The 21,325-nt window shown below is 70.1% G+C and carries 18 protein-coding genes and 1 tRNA gene; 6 read left to right on the top strand and 13 right to left on the bottom strand.

What is annotated here, in order from left to right; all coding sequences use genetic code 11:
• Positions 1-65: 65 nt before the first annotated feature.
• The 7 genes from ACFZCP_RS05550 to ACFZCP_RS05580 all read right to left on the bottom strand — a co-directional run bounded on the left by ACFZCP_RS05550 (position 66) and on the right by ACFZCP_RS05580 (position 7,096).
• The gene (locus ACFZCP_RS05550; RefSeq protein ID WP_391424279.1) at positions 66-1,106 is read right to left on the bottom strand and encodes an MCE family protein; all 1,041 of its coding nucleotides are present in this window, start codon (positions 1,104-1,106) and stop codon (positions 66-68) included.
• A complete protein-coding gene (locus ACFZCP_RS05555) occupies positions 1,103-2,350 on the bottom strand; it encodes an MCE family protein (RefSeq protein WP_391424281.1) in 1,248 nt (415 codons plus the stop codon). The genes ACFZCP_RS05550 and ACFZCP_RS05555 overlap by 4 nt, the downstream gene beginning before the upstream one ends.
• 5 nt (positions 2,351-2,355) lie before the next feature.
• Positions 2,356-3,171 (bottom strand): ABC transporter permease, encoded by an 816-nt coding sequence (locus ACFZCP_RS05560; RefSeq protein WP_362680941.1) that lies wholly within the window; start codon positions 3,169-3,171, stop codon positions 2,356-2,358.
• A 3-nt stretch (positions 3,172-3,174) separates the two neighbouring features.
• Positions 3,175-3,945, bottom strand: coding sequence for an ABC transporter permease (locus tag ACFZCP_RS05565; protein WP_362680938.1), 771 nt, complete (start codon positions 3,943-3,945; stop codon positions 3,175-3,177).
• A complete protein-coding gene (locus tag ACFZCP_RS05570) occupies positions 3,942-4,871 on the bottom strand; it encodes an ATP-binding cassette domain-containing protein (protein WP_391424283.1) in 930 nt (309 codons plus the stop codon). Before ACFZCP_RS05570 ends, ACFZCP_RS05565 begins: the two co-directional genes overlap by 4 nt.
• Positions 4,872-4,979: 108 nt before the next feature.
• Positions 4,980-6,017: a sigma-70 family RNA polymerase sigma factor gene (locus ACFZCP_RS05575; protein ID WP_391424284.1), complete on the bottom strand. Its 1,038-nt coding sequence runs from the start codon at positions 6,015-6,017 to the stop codon at positions 4,980-4,982.
• Positions 6,018-6,070: 53 nt separating this feature from the next.
• The gene (locus ACFZCP_RS05580) at positions 6,071-7,096 is read right to left on the bottom strand and encodes a lytic murein transglycosylase (protein ID WP_391424709.1); all 1,026 of its coding nucleotides are present in this window, start codon (positions 7,094-7,096) and stop codon (positions 6,071-6,073) included.
• Between the two features lie 1,394 nt (positions 7,097-8,490).
• On the opposite strand from ACFZCP_RS05580, the gene ACFZCP_RS05585 reads away from it, so the two are divergent.
• The 3 genes from ACFZCP_RS05585 (at position 8,491) to ACFZCP_RS05595 (ending at position 11,004) form a co-directional block, all read left to right on the top strand.
• The gene (locus ACFZCP_RS05585; protein WP_391424711.1) at positions 8,491-8,700 is read left to right on the top strand and encodes a hypothetical protein; all 210 of its coding nucleotides are present in this window, start codon (positions 8,491-8,493) and stop codon (positions 8,698-8,700) included.
• Between the two features lie 1,075 nt (positions 8,701-9,775).
• Positions 9,776-10,399, top strand: coding sequence for a hypothetical protein (locus ACFZCP_RS05590; RefSeq protein ID WP_391424286.1), 624 nt, complete (start codon positions 9,776-9,778; stop codon positions 10,397-10,399).
• A 59-nt stretch (positions 10,400-10,458) separates the two neighbouring features.
• Positions 10,459-11,004, top strand: coding sequence for a hypothetical protein (locus ACFZCP_RS05595; RefSeq protein WP_391424287.1), 546 nt, complete (start codon positions 10,459-10,461; stop codon positions 11,002-11,004).
• Between the two features lie 432 nt (positions 11,005-11,436).
• Here ACFZCP_RS05595 and ACFZCP_RS05600 read toward each other — a convergent pair whose 3' ends face one another.
• The 4 genes from ACFZCP_RS05600 to ACFZCP_RS05615 form a co-directional block, all read right to left on the bottom strand.
• Positions 11,437-12,003, bottom strand: coding sequence for a Uma2 family endonuclease (locus ACFZCP_RS05600; RefSeq protein WP_391424289.1), 567 nt, complete (start codon positions 12,001-12,003; stop codon positions 11,437-11,439).
• A 305-nt stretch (positions 12,004-12,308) separates the two neighbouring features.
• Positions 12,309-12,384, bottom strand: a tRNA-Arg gene (locus ACFZCP_RS05605).
• 77 nt (positions 12,385-12,461) lie between these two features.
• Positions 12,462-14,084 (bottom strand): IclR family transcriptional regulator C-terminal domain-containing protein, encoded by a 1,623-nt coding sequence (locus ACFZCP_RS05610; protein ID WP_391424291.1) that lies wholly within the window; start codon positions 14,082-14,084, stop codon positions 12,462-12,464.
• Between the two features lie 496 nt (positions 14,085-14,580).
• Complete coding sequence (locus tag ACFZCP_RS05615; protein WP_391424293.1) at positions 14,581-15,861, bottom strand: M6 family metalloprotease domain-containing protein; 1,281 nt, start codon at positions 15,859-15,861, stop codon at positions 14,581-14,583.
• A gap of 448 nt (positions 15,862-16,309) precedes the next feature.
• On the opposite strand from ACFZCP_RS05615, the gene ACFZCP_RS05620 reads away from it, so the two are divergent.
• Together ACFZCP_RS05620 and ACFZCP_RS05625 are read left to right on the top strand one after the other, a co-directional pair.
• Positions 16,310-16,951 carry a TetR family transcriptional regulator gene (locus ACFZCP_RS05620; protein WP_391424295.1) on the top strand — a complete coding sequence of 214 codons (642 nt, stop codon included), beginning with the start codon at positions 16,310-16,312 and terminating at the stop codon, positions 16,949-16,951.
• Between the two features lie 345 nt (positions 16,952-17,296).
• Positions 17,297-18,835: a DHA2 family efflux MFS transporter permease subunit gene (locus ACFZCP_RS05625; protein ID WP_391424297.1), complete on the top strand. Its 1,539-nt coding sequence runs from the start codon at positions 17,297-17,299 to the stop codon at positions 18,833-18,835.
• Between the two features lie 115 nt (positions 18,836-18,950).
• Here the strand turns inward: ACFZCP_RS05625 and ACFZCP_RS05630 are convergent, their stop codons facing one another.
• Entirely contained in the window at positions 18,951-19,460 is a 510-nt protein-coding gene (locus tag ACFZCP_RS05630) for a MarR family transcriptional regulator (protein WP_391424299.1), read from the bottom strand.
• A gap of 203 nt (positions 19,461-19,663) precedes the next feature.
• Between ACFZCP_RS05630 and ACFZCP_RS05635 the strand changes: the two genes are divergently transcribed.
• Positions 19,664-20,452 carry a dioxygenase gene (locus ACFZCP_RS05635; protein ID WP_391424301.1) on the top strand — a complete coding sequence of 263 codons (789 nt, stop codon included), beginning with the start codon at positions 19,664-19,666 and terminating at the stop codon, positions 20,450-20,452.
• Between the two features lie 176 nt (positions 20,453-20,628).
• Here ACFZCP_RS05635 and ACFZCP_RS05640 read toward each other — a convergent pair whose 3' ends face one another.
• Positions 20,629-21,147, bottom strand: coding sequence for a GNAT family N-acetyltransferase (locus ACFZCP_RS05640; RefSeq protein ID WP_391424303.1), 519 nt, complete (start codon positions 21,145-21,147; stop codon positions 20,629-20,631).
• Between the last annotated feature and the right edge of the window lie 178 nt (positions 21,148-21,325).

Raw genomic sequence — 21,325 nt, forward strand, 5'->3', positions numbered from 1 at the left:
CGGCAGGACGCGTACCCTCACCAGCGGCTCGGGGCGGCGGACATTGCGCCGCCTGATGCGCATGCTCATCCACCACACCTCGCCCGCGCCACGTGCAGCTCCGGTGTGATCACCTGCTTGGTCTTCGGCAGCACGATCCGGCCGTCGAAGTCGCAGAGGTAGAAGTTGAACCATGAGCCGTACGAGGCGGTCCCCGTCAGCTTCTCGAGCTTGTTCGGCAGCCGCTTCAGGACGCCCTCCACGGTGTTCTCGTTCTTGTTCAGCGTTCCGACGACGTCGCCGAGCCCGGCGATGTCGTCCTTCAGCGGGGGACGCGCGTCCTTCAGCAGCCCCGACGTGGCGTCCGTGAGGTCGCCGATGCTCACCAGTGACTGCCCGATGGGCCCCCGGTCGGCGGACAGCCCTGAGACCACCCGGCGCAGCTGAGTGAGCAGCCCGGAGAAGCGGGAGCCGCGCTTGTCGAGCGTCTCCAGGACGGCGTCGAGGTTGTCGATCACCGATCCGATCAGCTTGTCGCGGTCGGCGAGGGTGCTGGTGAGCGAGGCAGTGTGCGCGAGCAGGCTGTTCACCGTGCCGCCCTCTCCCTGGAGGGTCTGGACGATCTCGGTGGCGAGCTGGTTGACGTCGCTCGGGCTGAGCGCGGCGAACAGCGGCTTGAAGCCGTTCAGCAGGGCGTTGAGGTCCAGCGCCGGCCGGGTCCGGGACAGCGGGATGGTGCCGCCCGGCCGCAGCCGGGCGGTGACGTCGCCTGTGCCCTCGGTGAGCGCGATGTACCGCTGCCCGACCAGGTTGCGGTAGCGGACCACCGCGTGGGTCCCGGCGAGCAGCGGCCGGTCCGCGCTGACGGTGAACGTGACCTCCGCCAGGGTCCGGTCCTTGATCCGGATGCCGTCGACCTCTCCTACCCGCACTCCGGCCACCCGAATGTCGTCGCCGTTCTCCAGCCCGGTGACGTCGGTGAACACCGCGTGATAGGTGTCCTTGGGGGTGAAGGAGACGTTGACGATGGTGGCGGCGAGCAGCGCCGTCGCCGCGATCGTGACCAGCGCGAAGAGGCTGAACTTGACCAGCGGGGCGGCGGTCTGCCGGGCTCCTGACCTGCTCATACGACACTCACCGCCGTTCCGCGCGCGAGCGGCCCGAACAGCAGGGTCGCCACGGGGGGCACCTGGTCCGCGGGGACGCCCATGACGGGGGCCACGAGCGAGTCGACGGCCCGCTGCTCGGCCCGGGTGGCGGACACGTCGACACCTCCGGGGGGTGCGCCGCCGGAACCTCCGGCCGACGTACCGTCGTCGAGATGGGGCTTCGGCCCGGGCACCTGCGGATGCGGCAGGCCGCGGCAGTTCGGACCGGACCGCTCGCCGTACACCGGCTCCTCACCGGGCCGGTACTCCCCCTGCGGCCGGACGACCTCGAGGGTGATCCGCATCTCGCCGCCCCGGAACGCGTCCTCCGACGCCTTCTCCTGCCGGACCAGGCCCTGGAACAGGCACGGGTACTCGGGGGAGTAGCGGGCGAACAGCTCCAGCGTGGGGCGGGCGACCCGGCCCAGGGTGATCAGCCGGTCGCCGTTCTCGGACAGGAAGTCGTTCGCCGTGGCCGCCACGGAGGCGGTCGCGCGCAGAGCCGAGGCCAACCGGTCCCTCTTCTCGACGATCGTTCGGCTGGTGGTGACCGTGTTGCGCAGGATCCGCATCAGGTCGGGCGCGGCGTCGCCGTACACCTCGGCGACGTCCGCGAGCCGCGTGATGTCCTCCTTGAGGGAGGGCATGTGCGGGTTGAGGCGGCGTAGATAGCCCTCGACCCGGACGAGGTTGTCGCCGATCCGGTCGCCGCGGCCCTCCAGAGCGGTGGCGAACGCCGAGAGCGTGGCGTTGAGTTCGCCCGGCTGGACCGTCCGCAGCAGCGGCAGCAGGTCGTTCATCAGCTGCTGTACCTCGATGCCGACCGTGGTGCGGTCCTGTGTGATGACGTCCCCGGCGCGGATGGGCCGGGCCGTCGACCTGGCGGGCGGCACGAGATCGACGTACTTCTCGCCGAAGAGTGTCTTGGGCAGCAGCCGCGCGTGCACGTCCGAGGGGATGTCCGCGACGTACTCCGGCTCGAGCGCGATGTCGAGCGTGGCCTTCGTCCCGTCCGCGTGCACCCCCCGAACCTCGCCGACCAACAGCCCGCGCAGCTTGACGTCGGCGCGCGGCTCGAGCTGGTTGCCGAGCGTGTCGGCCTGCAGCGTGATGCGCACGACCGACGTGAACGCCTGCTCGTAGACGGCCACGGCGAGCGACAGCAGCAGCGCCAGCACGGCGATGAACGCGACGCCGTACCACCTGAGTCTCAGTGCTCTCATCGGCCTCACCCCGCGATCCGTACGGTCGTGTTGGCGCCCCAGATCGCGAGGCTCAGGAAGAAGTCCAGGACGTTGATGGCGACGATCGAGGTCCGCACCGCACGGCCGACCGCGACGCCGACGCCCGCCGGGCCTCCGCTCGCGTGGTAGCCGTAGTAGCAGTGCACCAGGATGATCAGGACGGCGAAGACGATCACCTTGCCGAAGGACCAGAAGACGTCGACCGGTGGCAGGTACTGGTGGAAGTAGTGGTCGTACGTGCCCGTCGACTGCCCGTAGTAACCGGTCGTGATGGTGCGGGCGGCGAGGTACGAGGACAGGAGCCCGATCACGTACAGCGGGATCACCGCGACGAAGCCGGCGATCATTCGCGTCGTCACCAGGAACGGCAGCGAGGGGACGCCCATCACCTCCAGCGCGTCTGTCTCCTCGCTGATCCGCATCGCACCGAGCTGCGCGGTGAACCCGGCGCCGACCGTCGCGGACAGGGCGAGTCCGGCCACCAGCGGGGCGATCTCCCGGGTGTTGAAGTACGCCGACAGGAACGCCACGAAGTTGGAGGTGCCGAGCTGGTTGAGGGCCGCGTAGCCCTGGAGGCCGACCTCGGTTCCGGTGAAGAAGGAGAGGAAGGCGATCACGCCGACCGTGCCGCCGACGACGGCGAGGGCGCCTCGGCCGAAGCTGACCTCGGCGAGCAGCCGCAGGATCTCCTTCTTGTAGCGGCGGACCGTGCGGCCCGTCCAGGCCAGTGAGCGCCCGTAGAAGGAGAGCTGGGATCCGAGCTCTTCGAGAAAGTCCAGTGGACGGCTGAGAAGTCGCATGGGCTAACCCCTCTGCGGGACGACCTGGAAGTACACCGCGGTCATCACGAAGTTGGTCACGAACAGCAACATGAAGGTGATCACCACCGACTGGTTGACCGCGTCGCCCACGCCCTTCGGGCCGCCCTGCGCGGTCAGCCCCTTGTAGGAGGCGACGATCGCGGCGATCGCCCCGAACACCAGCGCCTTCAGCTCGGCCGCCCATAGGTCGGACAGCTGGGCGAGGGTGGTGAAGGACGCCAGGTAGGCGCCCGGCGTGCCGTGTTGGAGGACGACGTTGAAGAAGTAGCCGCCCGCGACACCGACCACCGAGACCAGGCCGTTGAGCAGCACGGCCACGACCATCGATGCCAGAACCCGCGGTACGACGAGCCGGTGGATCGGGTCGATGCCGAGCACCTGCATCGCGTCGATCTCGTCCCGGATCTTGCGCGCCCCGAGGTCCGCGCAGATAGCCGTGCCGCCCGCGCCCGCGATCAGCAGCGCCGTGACGATCGGCGAGGCCTCCCGTAGCACGGCGAGCACGGACGCGGCACCGGAGAAGGACTGCGCGCCCAGCTGCCGGGTCAGGCTGCCGATCTGCAGCGCGATGACCGCCCCGAAGGGGATCGAGACCAGAGCTGTCGGCAGGATCGTGACGCTCGCGACGAACCACGCCTGCTGGATGAACTCCCTCGCTTGGAAGGGCCGTCGGGGGAGGGACCGGACGACGTCCAGTGCCATCGCGAAGAGGTTGCCCGAGTGCCGGAGCGCACCCGTCGGGGAGAGCCTCATGCGCCCGCCACCCCCGTCCCGTGCAGCTGTGCCTCGCGTCTGGCGATCGCCTCCCAGCGGGGCGGGCGGGTGATGCCGGGGCCGGGGAGCAGGCGGGGAGTCAGCGCCTCGGCCGCGCCGCCCTCGTTGATCTGGGCCAGCTCCTGCTCGACCTGGGCCGCGTCCTTCTCCTCCGCCATGCCGATCGGCCCCTGCATCCGGCCGTTCAGGAACTGCCGCACGACGGGCTCGTCACTGGCCAGCAGCTCCTCGCGGGGCCCGAACATCACCAGCTCGCGCCGGAACAGCAGCCCGATGTTGTCCGGGACCTGACGGGCCGAGGCGATGTCGTGGGTGACGATCAGGAAGGTCGCGTCGATCTGTGCGTTGAGGTCGACGATGAGCTGATTGAGGTAGGCCACGCGGACCGGGTCCAGGCCCGAGTCCGGCTCGTCGAAGAGGATGATCTCCGGGTCGAGGACCAGGGCACGGGCGAGTCCGGCCCGCTTGCGCATACCGCCGGAGATCTCGCCGGGCAGTTTCCCCTCGGCGCCGATCAGCCCGACCATGTCCATCTTTTCGAGGACGATCCGCTTGATCTCGCTCTCGGACCTGCGGGTGTGCTCGCGCAGCGGGAAGGCGATGTTGTCGTAAAGGTTCATCGAGCCGAACAGCGCGCCGTCCTGGAACAGCACACCGAACAGCTTCCGCACCTCGTACAGGTCGTGCTCGCGCAGGCGGGTGATGTCCCGGCCCGCGACCTTCACCGAGCCCCGCTCCGGCTTCAGCAGCCCCACGAGCGTCTTGAGGAACACCGACTTGCCCGTCCCCGAGGGGCCGAGCATCACCGAGACCTCCCCGGCGGGCAGCGTCAGCGAGACGTCCTGCCAGATGACCTGGTGGCCGAAGGACTTGGTGAGCCCTTCCACACAGATCTCGACACCCATCCGGTTCCACCCTTCGCCTGTGGAGCAGCTCCGACATCTGCTCTACGGGGAGGGGAGGGGCGTCCGTCGCTGCGGACGAAGAATTTTTTACGGACGCGTGTACGGGCGCTACGGCAGCATCGGTGATGGCGTGCGCGAAGGCGTCCTCGGGGCGGGGACGGAGAGTGGAGCGGCCGGCAGGGCCGGGGCCGGGGGAAGCGACGGGACCGACGAGGCGGCCGACCTCGTCGGCAGGCCCGGCACCTTCGGCACCTCGGGCACCTGCGGGATCTGCGGCGCCGACAGCCCCGGCAGCGGGGACGCGGACACGTCCGGCAGGGACGGCACGGGCACCGACAGGGACGTTCTCCCGGTGGGTGAGGGCGTCCGGCCCCAGGCCCCGGGCGCCGGGGGCGAGGGAGTGGGCATTCCGGGGGCGCGCCCCCGGCCCGTGGCCTCGCTGCCCAGGACCTGCGCGTCGCTGGACACGGCCGGCCGCGGCGTCGGACCGTTCCCGTGTCCGCCCGCGTCGAGCACGTACGGCAGCGCGAACCCCGCCACCGCCAGCGTCACCGCCGTCGAGGTGGTCACGACCGCCTGGGCATTGCCGCCCCCGCGCAGCCGCCCGCGCCCGACCAGGAACAGCACCAGCCCGAGCGTCCCGGCCAGCGAGGCGCGCAGCGTCCGCCGGGCCCGGGCGAGCAGCGACTCGACGGTCCGGTAGCTGAGCCCCATCCGCACCGCGACCTGGCTCACGTCCAGGTCCTCCGACCTCAGCCGAAGCGCCTCCGCCTGCCGGGCGGGCAGCTCACCGCTGCGCACGGCGAGCCACTTCGCCTCGGCCCGGTCGCACACCGCCTCCTCGACGGGTACCGGGCCCGGCGCGACGAGTGTGGGGCGGCTGCCCACCTCGGCCTCGCGGTTGACCTGCCGGTGCCGGTCGACGCACAGCCGCATCGTCACCGTCGTCAGCCAGGCGCCGAGCCGCTCGTCATCGAGCTCCGGGCGCTCCGCGGCCCGCAGCATCGCCTCGTGAACGGCGTCCTCGGCGTCCTCCTGGCTCATGGATCGCCGCCGGGCCACCTTGAGCAGCTGCTCGCGATGGCTCCACATGCGCTGCCAACGCTCGTCGGAGGCCGCTGTGTCCGCAGGCATGTCCGTCGCCATGAGGGCCCCTTCGCACTCACCCGCCGGTCCTGTGCTTCCAGCGGGTGGCGACATTACCGCCGGGTAGTGGCAGTTGTGGAGGGGGAGACGGCCATCGTGTTCCAGCCGTTGCCGGTGGTCAGCGGACCCGCGTCGGGCAGCACACCGCTGCTGGGCAGCGTGAGGGTCGGTTCGGGGACGGGAACCAGCGGCGTCCCGGACTCCTTCGGGACGCCGGCCTTGGGGGACGGGCTGGGGGAGGGTGAGGTGGGCGGCCTCGACGACGTGCGCGAAGGACCAGGGCCCGGCTTCCGGTCGTCCGACGGCTTCGGCGACGAGGGCTTCGGCCTCTTCGGGCGGGACGGCTTCGGCCGGTCCGAACGGGATCCGTCGGACGCGTCCGGCACCACGCGGTGTCCGGTCAGGTAGTACGCGTACCACGCCTCGACGGTGCGCAGATAGGCGTCCGAGTGGTTGTAGCCCAGGATCGCCCGGTCCAGGTCGGCGGGGTTCGACAGGTCCCGGCCGCCCGCGCACAGATAGCGGCCGGCGGCGAGCGCCGCGTCGTAGACGTTGTTCGGGTCCGTCCGTCCGTCGCCGTTGCCGTCCGCTCCCCAGCGGGCCCAGGTGGACGGGATGAACTGCATCGGGCCGACCGCGCGGTCGTACACCGCGTCTCCGTCGTACGCGCCGCCGTCGGTGTCCTCCACGACGGCGAAGGCGCCGCCGGTCAGCCGCGGGCCGAGGATGGGCGTCACGGTCGTACCGTCCCGGGTCACCCGGCCGCCCCGTCCCTGCCCGGACTCCACCTGGCCGATCGCGGCCAGCAGCTGCCAGCGCAGCCGGCAGCGTGGCGCGCTGCGCGCCAGCTCCTCCTCGGCACGCCGGTACGCGGCGAACACGCTCGCGGGCAGGGCGCCGCCGACCGTCACTCCCTGTGCCGAGCCGTTCTTCCGGGTCCGCAGCGGGGGAAGGCCGGTGCGGTACGGGGTGTCGCCGGACACGCCGAGGCCGTGCTCGGCGGGTGCCGCCCTCCGCGCGGGCTCCGCGGCCTGGGCCGAGACCGCCTTCGGCGCCTGCGACGCGGTCAGCACGGCCATCGCCGCCGCCGCGATCGCCGTACCCCTGGCACCCCTCAGTGCCCCCTTGAGTGCACGCGCTGTCACTGTGCAGTCCCCTCCGTGGGTGAATCCGTCGTCTGCTCTACGCGGCCGGAGGGCAGGTCCGTCGCGCGGAACCGGGGGGGGGGGGGGGGGGATTGGGCGGGCGCCTCTTCGGGAGATCGGTGTTGGTCAGGCGGGAGCCCTCGTTCACGGCTGAGTGAGAGTCCCGGCGTACCAGGAACGCGGCCGAACGCGGCTGCTGACGGTGCGGCCGTGCCAGCCCGGATCTCGGGGCCGGAGGCTTCCACCCCCTGCGCCGACTGGGTGAAGGCTGAGGCGAAACCGGCGGAGACGCTCAGCGCCCAGGGAGGATTTTGCCCGACGGCGCGTTCCCATTCGTTCCCATGCAAGGCCAAAAAGCCCCTCGGAGATCACTTCCGAAAGGCCCTTCTGGTACATCGTGCCTGTTCAGGCATGGTGCCCCCGGCAGGATTCGAACCTGCGACACCCGCTTTAGGAGTTTCCTTTGGCTGGGGCCGGGCCGTGGCCTGCGGAAACGCCGACTGCATGCTGCCTGGGCTGGGGAAACACCATCGGTGGTTCTCGCGTGTTCACAGGGATTCCCGGCCTCATGTGTGCTGAATCCGTTCTGGCTGGGGCTGCCTTCGGCGAGGAATCGCCAGGACGGTGATCCGCCTGCACGGCGGATCACCCCGCGACGACGGCCAAACGGTCGCTGATCTCGTGTGCTGCAGACCGGACACCCTGGACCGTGCCATCGCCGCCCACCGCACCGACGGTAGGTAGCGCCCGGCCTTCCGTGAACACCTCGGCATCACGACGGCCCGATGGTCGAGACGCAAGACGGACCAGGAACGCGTGCTGCTCGCGGAAACGCCGGTGAGGGCCTCGGTCGGCTCGGGGATCTCGTCATGGAGTTTTCGCTCGGCCGGGGCCCGGCCCGACCAGCGCGGCAGGCGGGGAACCTCACGCCGAAGGGCGCGCGGATGCGTACATGACTGAATCTGCAACTGGATCTACACAGCGAAGGCGCAATTGCCGCACAGGTGAGTTCGGTTGATGCAGAGTTGTCCGGGTCGGAGCAGACGTGACAACAGCTGCCGGTTTCGATGTGCAGCGCTACATGTAGAGAGGCTGCCCTCTATTCGTGTGCATCCCTGCACGGATGAGTGGCCGACCGTTTCAACTGCCCTGCTGGGAGCAACGACCGACTGGATGCCGGGCATGCTCCGTGATTTGATCCTTCGCGTCGCAGGGATCGCGCCAAGGTGTCCGGAAAGAGATGGCGCGGGCTGCGGTCGCGGCCGACCATCTGTCCCCGGCTTTGCCGCTCCCCCTTGTGGAACATCCATACGAAGGGCAGTTTCATGATGAACTCCGCTCCCCAGGTTCAGACCCTTGAAATCTCCGACGCCGAGCTCGACACCGTCTCCGGTGGCCTGAGCCCGCAGGTCGGTATCACCGCCGGCCCCACGGCGATCAGCAGCTCGGGCCTCGTGGCTCAGTTCGGCGCGGTCAAGGACGAGGTCCTGGACACCGTCGGCCAGTACCACCAGGTGGGATTCACCGCCTCCTTCTGATCGCGAGATCGCGGGACTCCCTCGTCGGGTGATCGCTGATGGCTTGGCCGACAGCCTGACCGTTGATCGGTAACCACAGCGGGCCCGTAGCTTCTTCAGGCGGCTATGGAAAGCGGAAAGCGTTGTGGCGGTTCTGGTCGAGGTCCGGCGGAAGGCCAAGTCGAGAGACGAGCTGTGACTCCATGGCTCACGGTTCCAACTGCTCGACCAGGCACACTCGCGTGTTGTCCGCCAGTCATCGGTCCAGGGCGGCTTCGCCAGCCTGGCCGAAGGTCCTCAACCTACCGCTGCCACACGCCACCGCGTCTCGGCGACATGATCTGGAAGGGCGGGGAAGAGGCTCCCGCCCAGGAGACGTGGCATCCGCGTGGCATTAGTGACACGCGTCTGGCACGCCCCCGAACACGACGCAGGGCCAGCTCAGGAGGAAACCCTCCCGAGCTGGCCCTTCTCGCTGTGCCCCCGGCAGGATTCGAACCTGCGACACCCGCTTTAGGAGTTTTCTTTGGGCGGGGCCGTGACCTGCGGAATCGTCTGAAGTGGTGTGTCTGGCCTGGGAAAACACCCCTCCGTGGTTCTCGCGTGTTCTCGGGGTTTCCCATCCCCATGTGTGCTGAATCCGTTTCGTCGAGGACTGTTGGCGAGGCCGAGGCTTCTCCTTCCCCAGGCTCTCCATGATGGACACCCCTTCGAGGCAGAAACCCTGATCTCAAGCGTCCGCCGAAGCGGATCAAGCTCACCGACCACTGGCGCCGCCGCTACGGACACCGTGCCGGCGTCGAGGGCACCATCTCCCAAGCAGTCCGTGCGTTCGGCCTGGGCGGATCCCGCTACCACAGCCTCGTCAAGACCGGCCTGTAGCGCCACCTCACCGGCCGCCGCCCCTCGCCCGCACCACCCGCATCCCATCCCTTGGCGGTAATACGCCCAGTCAGGGCCTTCGTTGCGTGGCAGCCGGCCGTACCCGCCTGGCGGGCTTACACGATGGGGTGAATCCCGCAGGTAAGCGGCAACCGGCCGCCACCTTCACATGTCACACATCTTGCTCTCGACAGCGGACACCTCAGGGGGACCCATGAGTAACCAGCCGCCGCAGCCTCCCGGATGGGCCGGCCCGCAGCATCCCTTCGGCCAGGCCGCTCACGGCCAGCAGCCGTACGGGCAGCCGCCGTTCCAGCCGCAGCCGCCGAAAAAGGGACCTGGCGCAGGGAAGGTCATCGGTTTCGGCTGTCTCGGCCTCGTCGGCGTGGCTGTCGTCCTTGGCATCGCTGCCGCTGCCGTCAGCGGCAGCGGCTCGAACGACTCCGGCAGCAGCGTCTCGAAGTCCACGTCCACCACCACGACCGGCAACAAGACGGCCGCCGATGCCACGGGAGACAGCAAGGGGTCCGGCGCCCCGAAGACCGTCGTCTTCAAAGTCTGGGGGACCGCCCCGGCCGGAGCGCTCGGCGGTCTCGACATCAACTACGGCTCTGACAGCGACACCCGCAAGGGCGTGTTCAAGAACGGCAAGTTCGAGGCCACCCTGCCCCTCAAGAAGGGGGCGATGTATTACACGCTGAACGCCCAACTGCAGGGTTCGGGGGACATCAACTGCAGCGTGACCGTGGACGGGCAAACGAAGTCCGGGCACGCGTCGGGCGGCTACAACATCTGCGACGCCCAGCTCAGCGGCGACTTCACCGGTGGCTGGCAGTAAGAGCGGTCCGGATTCCCGGCTGCCCATCCTCGAACCGAACAACTGCCTCTGGGGGAACCATGACCGACGCCGCCACACCGCCGATGCCGTCGTACAGCCCGACACCACCGGTGAAGAAGTCCCGCGCCAGCCTGGTCATCGCGGCTTCAGCCGCCGCCGTCATCGTGGCGGTCGTCGGCACCGGCATGGTCGTAGTGCACTCCGGCCACGGCAGCAAGCAGGCCGCAGCCGCCAATCCGACGGGCGGCGCTACGGAGGCGGCCGCCACGGAGTCACCGACCCCCACGCCGTCGTACGACGAGGTGACCGCCGACAGCTTCACCATCGAGCTGAGAACCACGAAGCGGCAGTGCTTCGGGACGGCTGGCTGCAATGTGACAGTCGAGCCGACCCTCACCTACCTGGGGGACAGTGAGAGTATCGACCCGGACGCCGTCTACGAGATCACTTACGAGATCCACGGCGACGAGTCCGGCCCGGTCATCGAGACAGCTGAACTGTCGGACCGGACGAGCCTGAACTACACGCCGTCCATGATCAGCACTGCTTCGGCGGGCACGAATGTATCCGTGGAGATCACCGACGTCACAGCCCAGAGAGGATGAGGTGTCGAAGGCCGGGTGCGCGGCGGCCTTGCTTCCCGACCCGAACCCGGTTGGAGGCCGACGTCGCGCAAGGCCCGATTCAACCAACAGCACCTCGGATGGCGTACGGGGGTGTTCGCGTCTGGAGTGACCTGCGGTTATCCCCTGATCGTTCAGGCGATGCTCAGTAGGTCGGCACTCGTGCCCCGGCCCCTCTCTGACCTGGGAGTTCCGGGGTCGTAGCCCTGCTCCAGACTGTGGCCCGGGCAGGGTTCGAACCCGCGACACCCGTTCAGGCGTTGGATGGAATCCTTGCCGGGTGCTGCCGCGCGGTGCTGTTTCCCAAGGTCAGCATCGTACGGAATGCACTTGCTCCGGCTCATGCTGCCCTGTAGCGGGCCGTCCGCTCATGTATCGCTCACACGCGCTGCCGACTGCCGAGCAGTGAGTAGGTCAGACCTGGCCGAGGTCGATCTCCACCGGGAAGGGGGCTGCTGCCTTGACGACGCCGGTGAACACGTCTCCGTCCCTGTAGGTCTTCGTTGCGGGGTCGAGAACGTAGGTGTACACGAGCGGGACGCCCGTCGCGGCCTGCTCGATCCGCCAGTAGAAGCCGATGCCTGCCTTGGCGTACTGGTCGACCTTCACGATCCGGTCGGTGGTCTCCGAGCCCGGCGACACCACCTCCGCGACCAGCAACACGTGCTCGGGGCGGGTGGGGGTGATGTCGATCGTGTCTGCGCGGTACACGACGACGTCCGGGCGTCGATTGGTGAGCGGGAGGTCCTGAAGCCGGACGTCGAAGTCCGTGTCGGCATTCCATTCCGGGCCCGCGGCGGCGTCCAGGTTGTTCGCCAGAATCCGGGCCAGCCGGTTGTGCCGTTTGGACGCGCTCGGACTCACGACGACCATCCCGTCCACGATCTCGATACCGGCGCACTGCTCCTCGGACCAGGACTCGTACTCCTCCGCCGTGATCTGCTCATGCATCCACGCCGGGGCCACCATCTCGGCCGTCATGAAGCACCTCCCGGACACTGTGCAGCGGGCCCGATCCCGCTGGATTCAGCGTACTGTCCACCACCCGTCCGGCACGCCGATCTCCTTCACGCACCCTCTCCGCCGGCCGGCATCCCACTGGTGAGCCCACGACGTCGTGATCGCTGGCCTCCCTCTAGGAGAGGCTGAACTCTGGACCTGCGCAGACCCGCCCGTCACAGAGCCGGCAGTACACCGCTGGTCACCCAAAACGGCCCCGGACAAGAAGCCCGAGGCCGAAGAGAGCGCCTCCCTGGGGAGAAATCCCAGGTCGGCAACGAACTACATGGTGCCCCCGGCAGGATTCGAACCTGCGACACCCGCTTTAGGAGAGCGGTGCTCTATCCCCTGAGCTACGAAGGCCTGGCACTCGGTCCACAGGGTACCGGATCAGGTGCCGGGTGCGTGAAAGTCCGGGGGTGCCGGGGCGGGTGCGGGGTTCAGGTCGGCGGGACGCGGGTGAAGCGGGATGCCGTGTGCAGGTCCGTCTGGAGGTGGTCGGCGGTGGTGCGCAGGGCGGGGAGCAGGTCGTGGACGCAGTCCTCGAGGGTGCGGCGGGCCGGGTGGGTGGCCACGTTGAGGGCCGCGACGACGCGGCCCGCCCGGTCCCGTACCGGCACGGCGATCGATCGCAGCCCCGACTCCAGCTCCTGATCGACCAGGGCATAGCCCTGCGCGCGGACCTCGGCGAGAGCGGGCGGCAGGGGACCGGAGGCATCCGCGAGGAGCACGCGGCCCAGGGACGTCGAGGCCGCGGGCAGCCGTGCGCCCACCGCGATGTCCACGGTCAGGACGCGGCCCGCGCCGGCCCCGGCCGTGTACTGGATCTCCGTGTCCGCGGCTGCTGCGGTGCCCGGCGCCAGGACCGCCAGCGCCGTCGGCTCGTGCACCTGGTCGGCGAGGGCCCTCAGGTGGGGCCCGGCGAGGCGGGGCAGCGTGGTGCGGGACAGGGGAGGGAAGCCCAGGCCCAGGACGCGGGGGGTCAGCGTGAAGGTGCGGTCGGCGGTGGGGGCCACCAGCCCCAGGTGTTCGTAGGTGATCAGCGCCCGGCGTGCCGTCGCCCGGGCGAGGCCGGTCGCCCGGGCCACCTCGGCCAGGGTCAGCGCCGAGCGCCCCTCGCCGAACGCGGTCAGTACGGTCAGGCCCCGGGCCAGGGACTCGATGAACTCCCGGCCCAGCTCGTGCTTGGACGCCGTCGTCCAGGTCGCCAGCCCCGAGGGCGGCGGGCCGGGCTGCGGCGGTGCCGCCTCGCGCAGGTCGGCCTCCATCGCCGCCACCGCCGTACGCAGCCGGGGCAGCAGCGCGGCGTGCAGGTCGGCCGCCGAATGCCTGCTGGTGTGGCTCACCACGCTCGCCACACAGGCCGTGCGGCCGGTGCCCGGTTCCCGCACCGGTGCGGACACCGCGACCAGCCCCGGTTCGATCAGCTGGTCGTCCAGCGCCCAGCCGTCCCGCCGGGCCCGCTCCACCCGCTCCTCGAAGTCGTCCGCGGCGGCCGCGGCGCGGGGCGGTACGGCGGGGAAGGAGGTGTCCTCGGGGTCCTTAGCCCGCCGGGACCGCCATCGCTGCCGGTCGGCCTCGGTCCACTCGGCCGCGAACAGCGGGCCGGGCGCGGTGCGTTCGGCCGGGAGCAGGTCGCCGATGCGGAAGCTCACGGACATCGCGCGGCGGCGCGTGGCCTGATGGATGAAGCGGACGCCGTCCAGGTCGGCGACCGCGAGCGACACGGACTCGTCCAGTTCGTCGGCGAGCGCGTCGGCCCGCGCGGCCAGCAGCGCGGGCAGGCGCAGGGCGGCCAGGTAGGCGTTGCCGAGCCGCATCACGCCGGGAGTGAGGACGACGTCCCGGCCGTCGAGGCGGACGTATCCCATGCGGGCGAGGGTCGCGGTGATCCGGTCGACCGTGGAGCGGGCGAGCCCGGTGGCCCGCTCCAGCGCGCCGGGGCTCAGCGTGCCGTCCGCCTCGGTCAGCCTTCGCAGTACGGCGATCCCGCGGATCAGCGGCGTGACCGCCTCGGCCGGCGGCCCACCGGCCACGTCGTGCGGTGCGGTCTTCGCGGGCATCGGCTCTCCGGTACGGCGTTCGGGCAGGCCTACGGTAAACCCGCCCGGCCCCGGCCTTCAGCCCCGTCTCCCGCTGCCTGCCCCGGCTCGCGGTCCTGGCTCACGCTGCTTGCCCCGGACGTCGGCTCTGCCTCCTGCTGCCTGTCATGGCTCTCGGACCGGTCTCCCGCTACCTGTCATGGCTCTCGGACCGGTCTCCCGCTACCTGTCTCGGCCTTCGGACCGGTCTCCCGCTACCTGTCTCGGCCTTCGGACCGGTCTCCCGCTACCTGCCTCGGCCTTCGGACCGGCCTGCCGCTGCCTTCTCGCTCTTCGGCCCCGTCCCTCGTTGCCTCCCCCGACCCACCACCCATTTACCCGCCCCCTTGACCTGCTGCCACCCCCCGACTTGCTGCCCCCCTCGACCTGCCGTTGTCGCCCCCCCGGCCCTGCTGCCACCCACCCCCCGGTCTGCCCCCGATCTGCCGCCCCCACCCCCAGCTCCGCGGTCTCCCCCCTATCGCCGGGTCACGCGCACCTTGTACTCCCCGTCGCGGCCTCTCCCCACCACCTCGACCGTGATCCCGTGACGGGGGTCCTTGAAGGTCTCGCCGGGGCCGAAGGGGGCGTCGGAGAGTTCCGTGTGGACGTTGGGGCTGCGGGTGCAGCCGCCGCTGCCCCGGTGGGCGTCGAAGACCGAGACCGGGCCGCGGCCGGTGTCCACCGTGGCGTCGACCTTGTAGATGAGGATGCCCGGCTTGCACACCGCCTCGTCGTTGCCTCCTTGTGTACGCAGCTCCATCGCGTACGAGGTGCGAGCGTCGACCGGCACGAGGATCAGCTTTCCGCCGCCCTCCTTGTACAGCGGCGTCAGCGTGAACTCGGCGCTCCCCTTGGCCGCCGCGCAACCGACCTGGGAGCCGTCCAGCCAGCCCAGCTTCCACTTGTGCCAGCCGAGCAGGTCGTTGTTGGCCCCCCAGTCCTCGCTCATGATGTCCCAGTGCCCGACGGAGCCCCCGCCTTCCTGGGTGTAGAGGTCGGGCAGCCCGAAGGTGTGGCCGTTCTCGTGCGGCAGCACCCGGTAGCCGGTGCGGGCGTAGGAGCCGGAGCCGTCGTCCTGGCGGGAGTAGACGAAGGACGCGTTGGCGACGGGGACCCCGTCGGCGACCGGGGCGTCGGAGTTGCCCGCGAAGGTCACGGACAGCACGGTGTCCAGGGCGGAGGGGCCTGCGTTCGGGGTGATCAGCACGTTCAGCAGGTCGTACGAGCGGAAGTCCACGTCCGGATCGGCGGCGGCCACGATGTCCTGCACCAGCTGCCGGTAGCCGGGGTCGAAAGGGGCGCCGCGCTCTATGCCGTACGCCTTGAACGGTTTCGGCATGCGCAGCCAGGTGGTGATGGGGGTCTCGGGGCGGTAGTCGAGACGGCCGTACGACGCTCTGCGGAACCACTCCTGGGTCTGCGGGAAGAATTCGTGGAAGCGGGCGAGCGCGCTGCCCTTTCCGGGCGCGTCGGAGAAGTCGATCATCAGGGTCAGGGCGTGGACCGTACCGGTGGAGCGGGAGTAGCCGGTCGGGGTGGGCACTCCCTCCGTCATCTGTACGTCCACGCCGCCGTGGAGCATGCAGGGCTGGAGGGCGGCGGAGTGGCCCAGGCCGATGGGCCCGGCGGTGGTGGGCGCCGTCAGATGTCCGGTCCCGGCCGAGGTGCTGACCGCGAGGGTCAGGAGAGTCACCGCGGCCAGGGCGGCCACACGGCGCCGGCATATGCGGCAGGGACGTATACGACAGGGACGCATACGGCACCCGCGGGTGCGGCACGGGCGTGTGCGGCGCGGGCGTATGCGGCGGCGGGGCTTCTGCGGCTGCATGCACGGACCTTCCGCTCCACGGCAGCCGCCGTCGGCGGCGACGCCGCCCCGGTGTCCGGCTGCCCCCTTGCGCTCACCCTGTGTCGGCGGGGCGCGGGGCGCGCGCTGGGCGAGACCGATCGTGGGAATCGGGCGCGAGCAGGTGTGAAAGACGCGGTGGGACCGGTTTGAGCTGCGCGGGGGAGGGACGATCGGGCCGCCGACGGGATGTGTGGCCCAGGTCACAGGAATTCTTTCCCGCGGGGGGAAATAACCGGGGAGCCTCTCCCCGTTTAGACCTGTGTCCGAGTGAAACGGGGACTGCTTCCCCGGATCGCCCTCACCATCGTCATCACTCTCCACACTCTCCACGACCGATCGACCGAAGGAGTACGCCGTGCAGACCGCGACCCCCATGCGCAAGGTGGCCAGGCCCCGCGCCGACGCCCTGCGCAACCGGGAGCGGATCGTCACCGCCGCCCGGGAGATGTTCGTCGAGCACGGCCCCGATGTGCCGCTCGACGAGATCGCCCGCCGGGCCGGTGTCGGCAACGCCACGGTGTACCGCAACTTCCCCGACCGTGACGCCCTCGTCCGCGAGGTCGTCTGCTCCGTGATGAACCGGACGGCCGAGGCGGCCGAGAAGGCCCTCGCGGAGACCGGGGACGCGTTCGCCGCTCTGGAGCACTTCACGCATGCCGCCGCCGACGAGCGGATCAGCGCGCTGTGCCCGATGGTCTCCAGCACCTTCGACCAGCACCACCCCGACCTGGAAGCGTCCCGGGGACGGATCGAGCGACTCGTCGAAGAGATCATGAGCCGCGCAAAGGCGGCAGGGCAGCTCCGGGCCGATGTGGGAGTCGGCGACCTGCTGGTCGTCGTGGCCCAGCTCAGCCGGCCCCCGGCCGGTACGGACTGCCTGTTGAGCGACCGCTTCGTCCACCGTCATCTGCAGCTCTTCCTGGACGGACTGCGGGCCCCGGCCCGCTCCGCCCTGCCCGGTACGGCCATCACCCTGCAGGAGCTGCGTCAGAACTGACCGCCTCCTCGATCACGCCCGCCTCGATCACGCCCGGCATCGTCGTCACCACCTCGGCGAGGGCGTGGGCGCGATCGTGACCTCGACCACGATCCCGACCGACTCGACCGCGACCGATCAGTTCCGTACGACACATCGACCGTTCAGTTCCGTGCGACACCGACCGATCAGTTCCGTACGGCACATCGACCGGTCGGCCCGTACGGCGCACAGGCCGATCACTTCCGTGCGGCACGCCGACCGATGAGTTCCGTGCGGCGCATCGGTCCACATGACACGCACGCCGCCCAACGACCGTTACGACCTGCTCTTTTTCCGTCACGAAGTCCCGAAGTGGGTACCCCCATGTCCGAAACAGCCGTCAAGGCTCCCCTCGCCGCCGCGTCAAGCGGTGACGCCAACCGCTGGAAAGCGCTCATCTTCATCGCGCTCGCCCAGCTGATGGTCGTCCTCGACGCCACCATCGTGAACATCGCCCTGCCCTCCGCCCAGACGGACCTCGGCATATCCGACGGCAACCGGCAGTGGGTCGTCACGGCCTACGCCCTCGCCTTCGGCGGTCTGCTGCTCTTCGGCGGCCGGATCGCCGACCTGTGGGGTCGCAAGCGCGCCTTCGTCATCGGCCTGACCGGCTTCGCCGGGGCCTCCGCGCTCGGCGGCGCCGCCACGAGCGGCGCCATGATGTTCGGCGCCCGCGCGCTGCAGGGCGTCTTCGGCGCCATGCTCGCGCCCGCCGCGCTCTCCCTGCTCGCCGTGATGTTCACGGACGCCAAGGAGCGTGCCAAGGCGTTCGGCATCTACGGCGCGATCGCCGGTGGCGGCGGCGCCGTCGGCTTCATCCTCGGCGGCGTGCTGACCGAGTACCTGGACTGGCGCTGGACGTTCTTCGTGAACATCCCGTTCGCGATCGTCGCGGCCCTCGGTGCCTACTTCGTCATCCGCGAGCCGGAGGGCGGCCGCAACCGCTCCCCGCTCGACATCCCCGGTGTCGTCCTGTCCACCCTCGGCCTGGTCTCGCTGGTCTACGGCTTCACCCGCGCCGAGTCCGACGGCTGGGGCGACACGGTGACCGTCTCCCTGTTCGTCGCGTCGGCGGTCCTCCTGGTGGCCTTCGTCTTCACCGAGACCCGGGTCAAGGCGCCGCTGCTGCCCCTGCGCGTGGTCACCGACCGCAACCGCGGCGGCATCTACCTCTCCCTCGGCATCGCGATCATCGCGATGTTCGGCACCTTCCTCTTCCTGACCTACTACCTGCAGGTCGTGAAGGGCTACTCGCCGATCAACACCGGTTTCGCCTTCCTGCCGATGATCTTCGGCATGATGGTCGGCTCGACCCAGATCGGCACCCGTCTGATGACCCGGGTCCCGGCCCGGCTGCTGATGGGCCCCGGCTTCCTGGTCGCCTCGGTCGGCATGCTCCTGATGACGCAGCTGGAGATCGGCTCGTCGTACGCCGCGACCATCCTGCCGGCGATGCTGCTGCTCGGTCTCGGCATGGGTACGGCGTTCATGCCGGCCATGTCCCTGGCCACCCTGGGCGTCGAGCCCCGGGACGCCGGTGTCGCCTCCGCGATGGTCAACACCTCCCAGCAGGTGGGCGGCGCGATCGGCACCGCCCTGCTGAACACGATCGCCGCCTCCGCGACGACCGCGTACATCAAGGACCACATCGCCACCGCGACCTCCAAGTCGCAGCAGCAACTGGTCAAGCTGGAGGGCCAGGTGCACGGCTACACCAACGCCATCTGGTTCGCCGTCGGCATGCTGGTGCTCGCCGCGGTGATCGTGGTGACCTTCGTCAACGCCGGCCGTCAGGACAGCACTCCGGTGGCGTCCGGTGACGGCGTCGAGGACGAGGTCCCGGTGCCGGTGGTCGCCCACTGAGGCGCCCGGGCGGTGCGCCACTGAGGCGCTTGGGCGGTGCGCCGCCGGGACGCCGGGGCGCAGGGACGAGGGGTCTGCTCCAACACGGCCGGGGCAGGTCGGGGCCGACTCTGCTCTAGCGCAGCCAGGGCAGGTCGGCACCCGCTTCGTTGGGCTGGAGGCCCTCGGCGACGATCTCCATGATCTCGCCGAGGGCCTTCTGCTGTTCCGGGGTCAGCCGCTCGAACAGCGCCTGCCGTACGGCGGTCACATGGCCGGGCGCGGTGCGCCGCAGCACCTCGGCGCCCTCGTCGGTGAGCACCGCGAACTGGCCGCGCTTGTCGGAGGCGCAGTCCTCGCGGCGGACCCAGCCGTTCTTCTCCAGACGCGCGATCGCGTGCGACAGCCGGGAGCGGGTGATCTTCGACCGCATCGCCAGCTCCGTCATCCGCAGTCGGCGGCGGGGTGCCTCGGCGAGGCCGACGAGCAGGCCGTAGTAGATGTGGGGCATGCCCGCGTCGCGCTGCAGCTGCCGGTCGAGGTGGTCCTCCAGCAGGGTGGTGGCGTGCAGGTAGGAGCGCCAGACGCGCTGTTCCTCGTCGGTGAGCCAGCGGTGCCGGTCCGCGGAGTCCGTTGCCGTGTTCATGCATCCCACTGTACGGGGCATCTCCTTGAAACTTGAACAAGTCACGCGTACGCTGTCCCGTAGAGCTTGAGAGTTAAAGCATCGAGGTCGCTCGGAGGCGTCCGGAACGATCCGGAGCCGGCCGGAGCCAACCGGGGTCGGCCTGAACTGTCCGGAGCCGGCCCGAAGTGTCCGCAGCATTCGAAGCGTTGGGAGCCGCCGTCGTGTCCGCCACCCAGGAGCGCATGCCCGCCCTCTATCTCGGCCATGGCGCCCCGCCGCTCGCCGACGACCCGATCTGGCCCGGCCAGCTCGCCGCCTGGTCCGCGGATCTGCCGCGCCCCAAGGCGATCCTGATGGTCTCCGCCCACTGGGAGGAGGCCCCGCTCGCCCTCGGCGCCACCCGGACCGTCCCCCTCGTCTACGACTTCTGGGGCTTCCCCGAGCACTACTACCGGGTCCGGTACGCGGCCCCCGGCGCTCCCGGGCTCGCCGAGTCCGTCCGCAAGCTGCTGCGCGCCCCCGGCGTCCCCGTCCAGGACATCCCCGACCGCGGGCTCGACCACGGCGCCTACGTCCCCCTGGTCGAGATGTTCCCCGCCGCCGACATCCCCGTCCTGCAGATCTCCCTGCCCACCCTCGACCCCCGACGTCTGATGGACATCGGCCGCAAGCTCGCCCCGCTGCGCGACGAGGGCGTGCTGATCGTCGGCTCCGGCTTCTTCACGCACAACCTGGCCGCTCTGCGGTACACGGGCCGCGGAGTGCCGAGCTGGTCGTCCGAGTTCGACGACTGGGGCCGGGGCGCGCTGGAGGCGCGCGACTGGGACGCCCTGCTGGACTTCCTCGACAAGGCCCCGGCCGGCCGTTACGCCCACCCGCGCACCGAACACTTCGCGCCGCTCTTCGTCACCATGGGCGCGGCCGAGGCGGGCGGCGAGCTGGATGCGCAGAAGTCGGTGATCGACGGGTTCTGGATGGGGATGGCGAAGCGGTCGGTGCAGTTCGGCTGACCGCCGGTCCTCATCCTGCTCCGGCCCGTGGATCCCGCGCTCGCACCGGCCTGCGGACCCTTCTCCCGCTCCGGCCCGTGGATCCCGCGCTCGCACCGGCCTGCGGACCCTTCTCCCGCTCCGGCCCTGCAGATCCGTTTCCCGCGCCGGCCTACAGATCCGTGTCCCGTGCCGGCCTACAGATCCTTCTCGTACCAGGCCACGTCCCAGTAGCGGCCGAACTTGCGCCCGACCTCCCGGTGGGTGCCGACGTGCCGGAAGCCGAAACGGGTGTGCAGGTGCTCGGAGGCGCGGTTGGGCCGGGCGATGCCGGCGTAGGCGCGGTGCACGTCCTCGTCGGCCAGGATCCGGAAGAGAGCGTCGTAGAGCAGGGTGCCGATCCCGCGGCCGCCGGCATCGGGAGCGACGTAGACCGATATCTCCACGGATGTCGCGTATGCGGGCTTCGGCCGGTAAGGGCTGGATGTGGCGTAGCCCAGAATTTCCTGAGAGTGCGTCTCCGTGGCAACCATCAGGCGGTATGGGCCGTCTTCCGGGTGGGAGAGCAGCCAAGGACGGCGCTCCTCCGCAGTGAAGACAGCCGTGTCGAAGGTGATCGCCGTCTTGCGCACGTAGTGGTTGTAGAGGGCCGTGAGGGCTTCGAGATCCTCCTCGACTCCCGGCCTGACCTGCGCCTCTGTGCGCTCGGTCGACATCACGCCTCCCCGTGTGGCGGACAGGGTACTGCATGATCAGAAAAATAGGGGAGCGGGTTGGGAATTCTGTCCGGATTCCAGTCGTTGTTTCCCACGGATGCAGGGCACTCCAGGAGAGTCCAGAGACAGTCCCGGGAGTGCTGAGCGTCCGATAGGACCACCCGCCAGCCCACCACGC

The organism is Streptomyces sp. NPDC007971 (genome assembly GCF_042958635.1).
GTDB lineage: Bacteria > Actinomycetota > Actinomycetes > Streptomycetales > Streptomycetaceae > Streptomyces.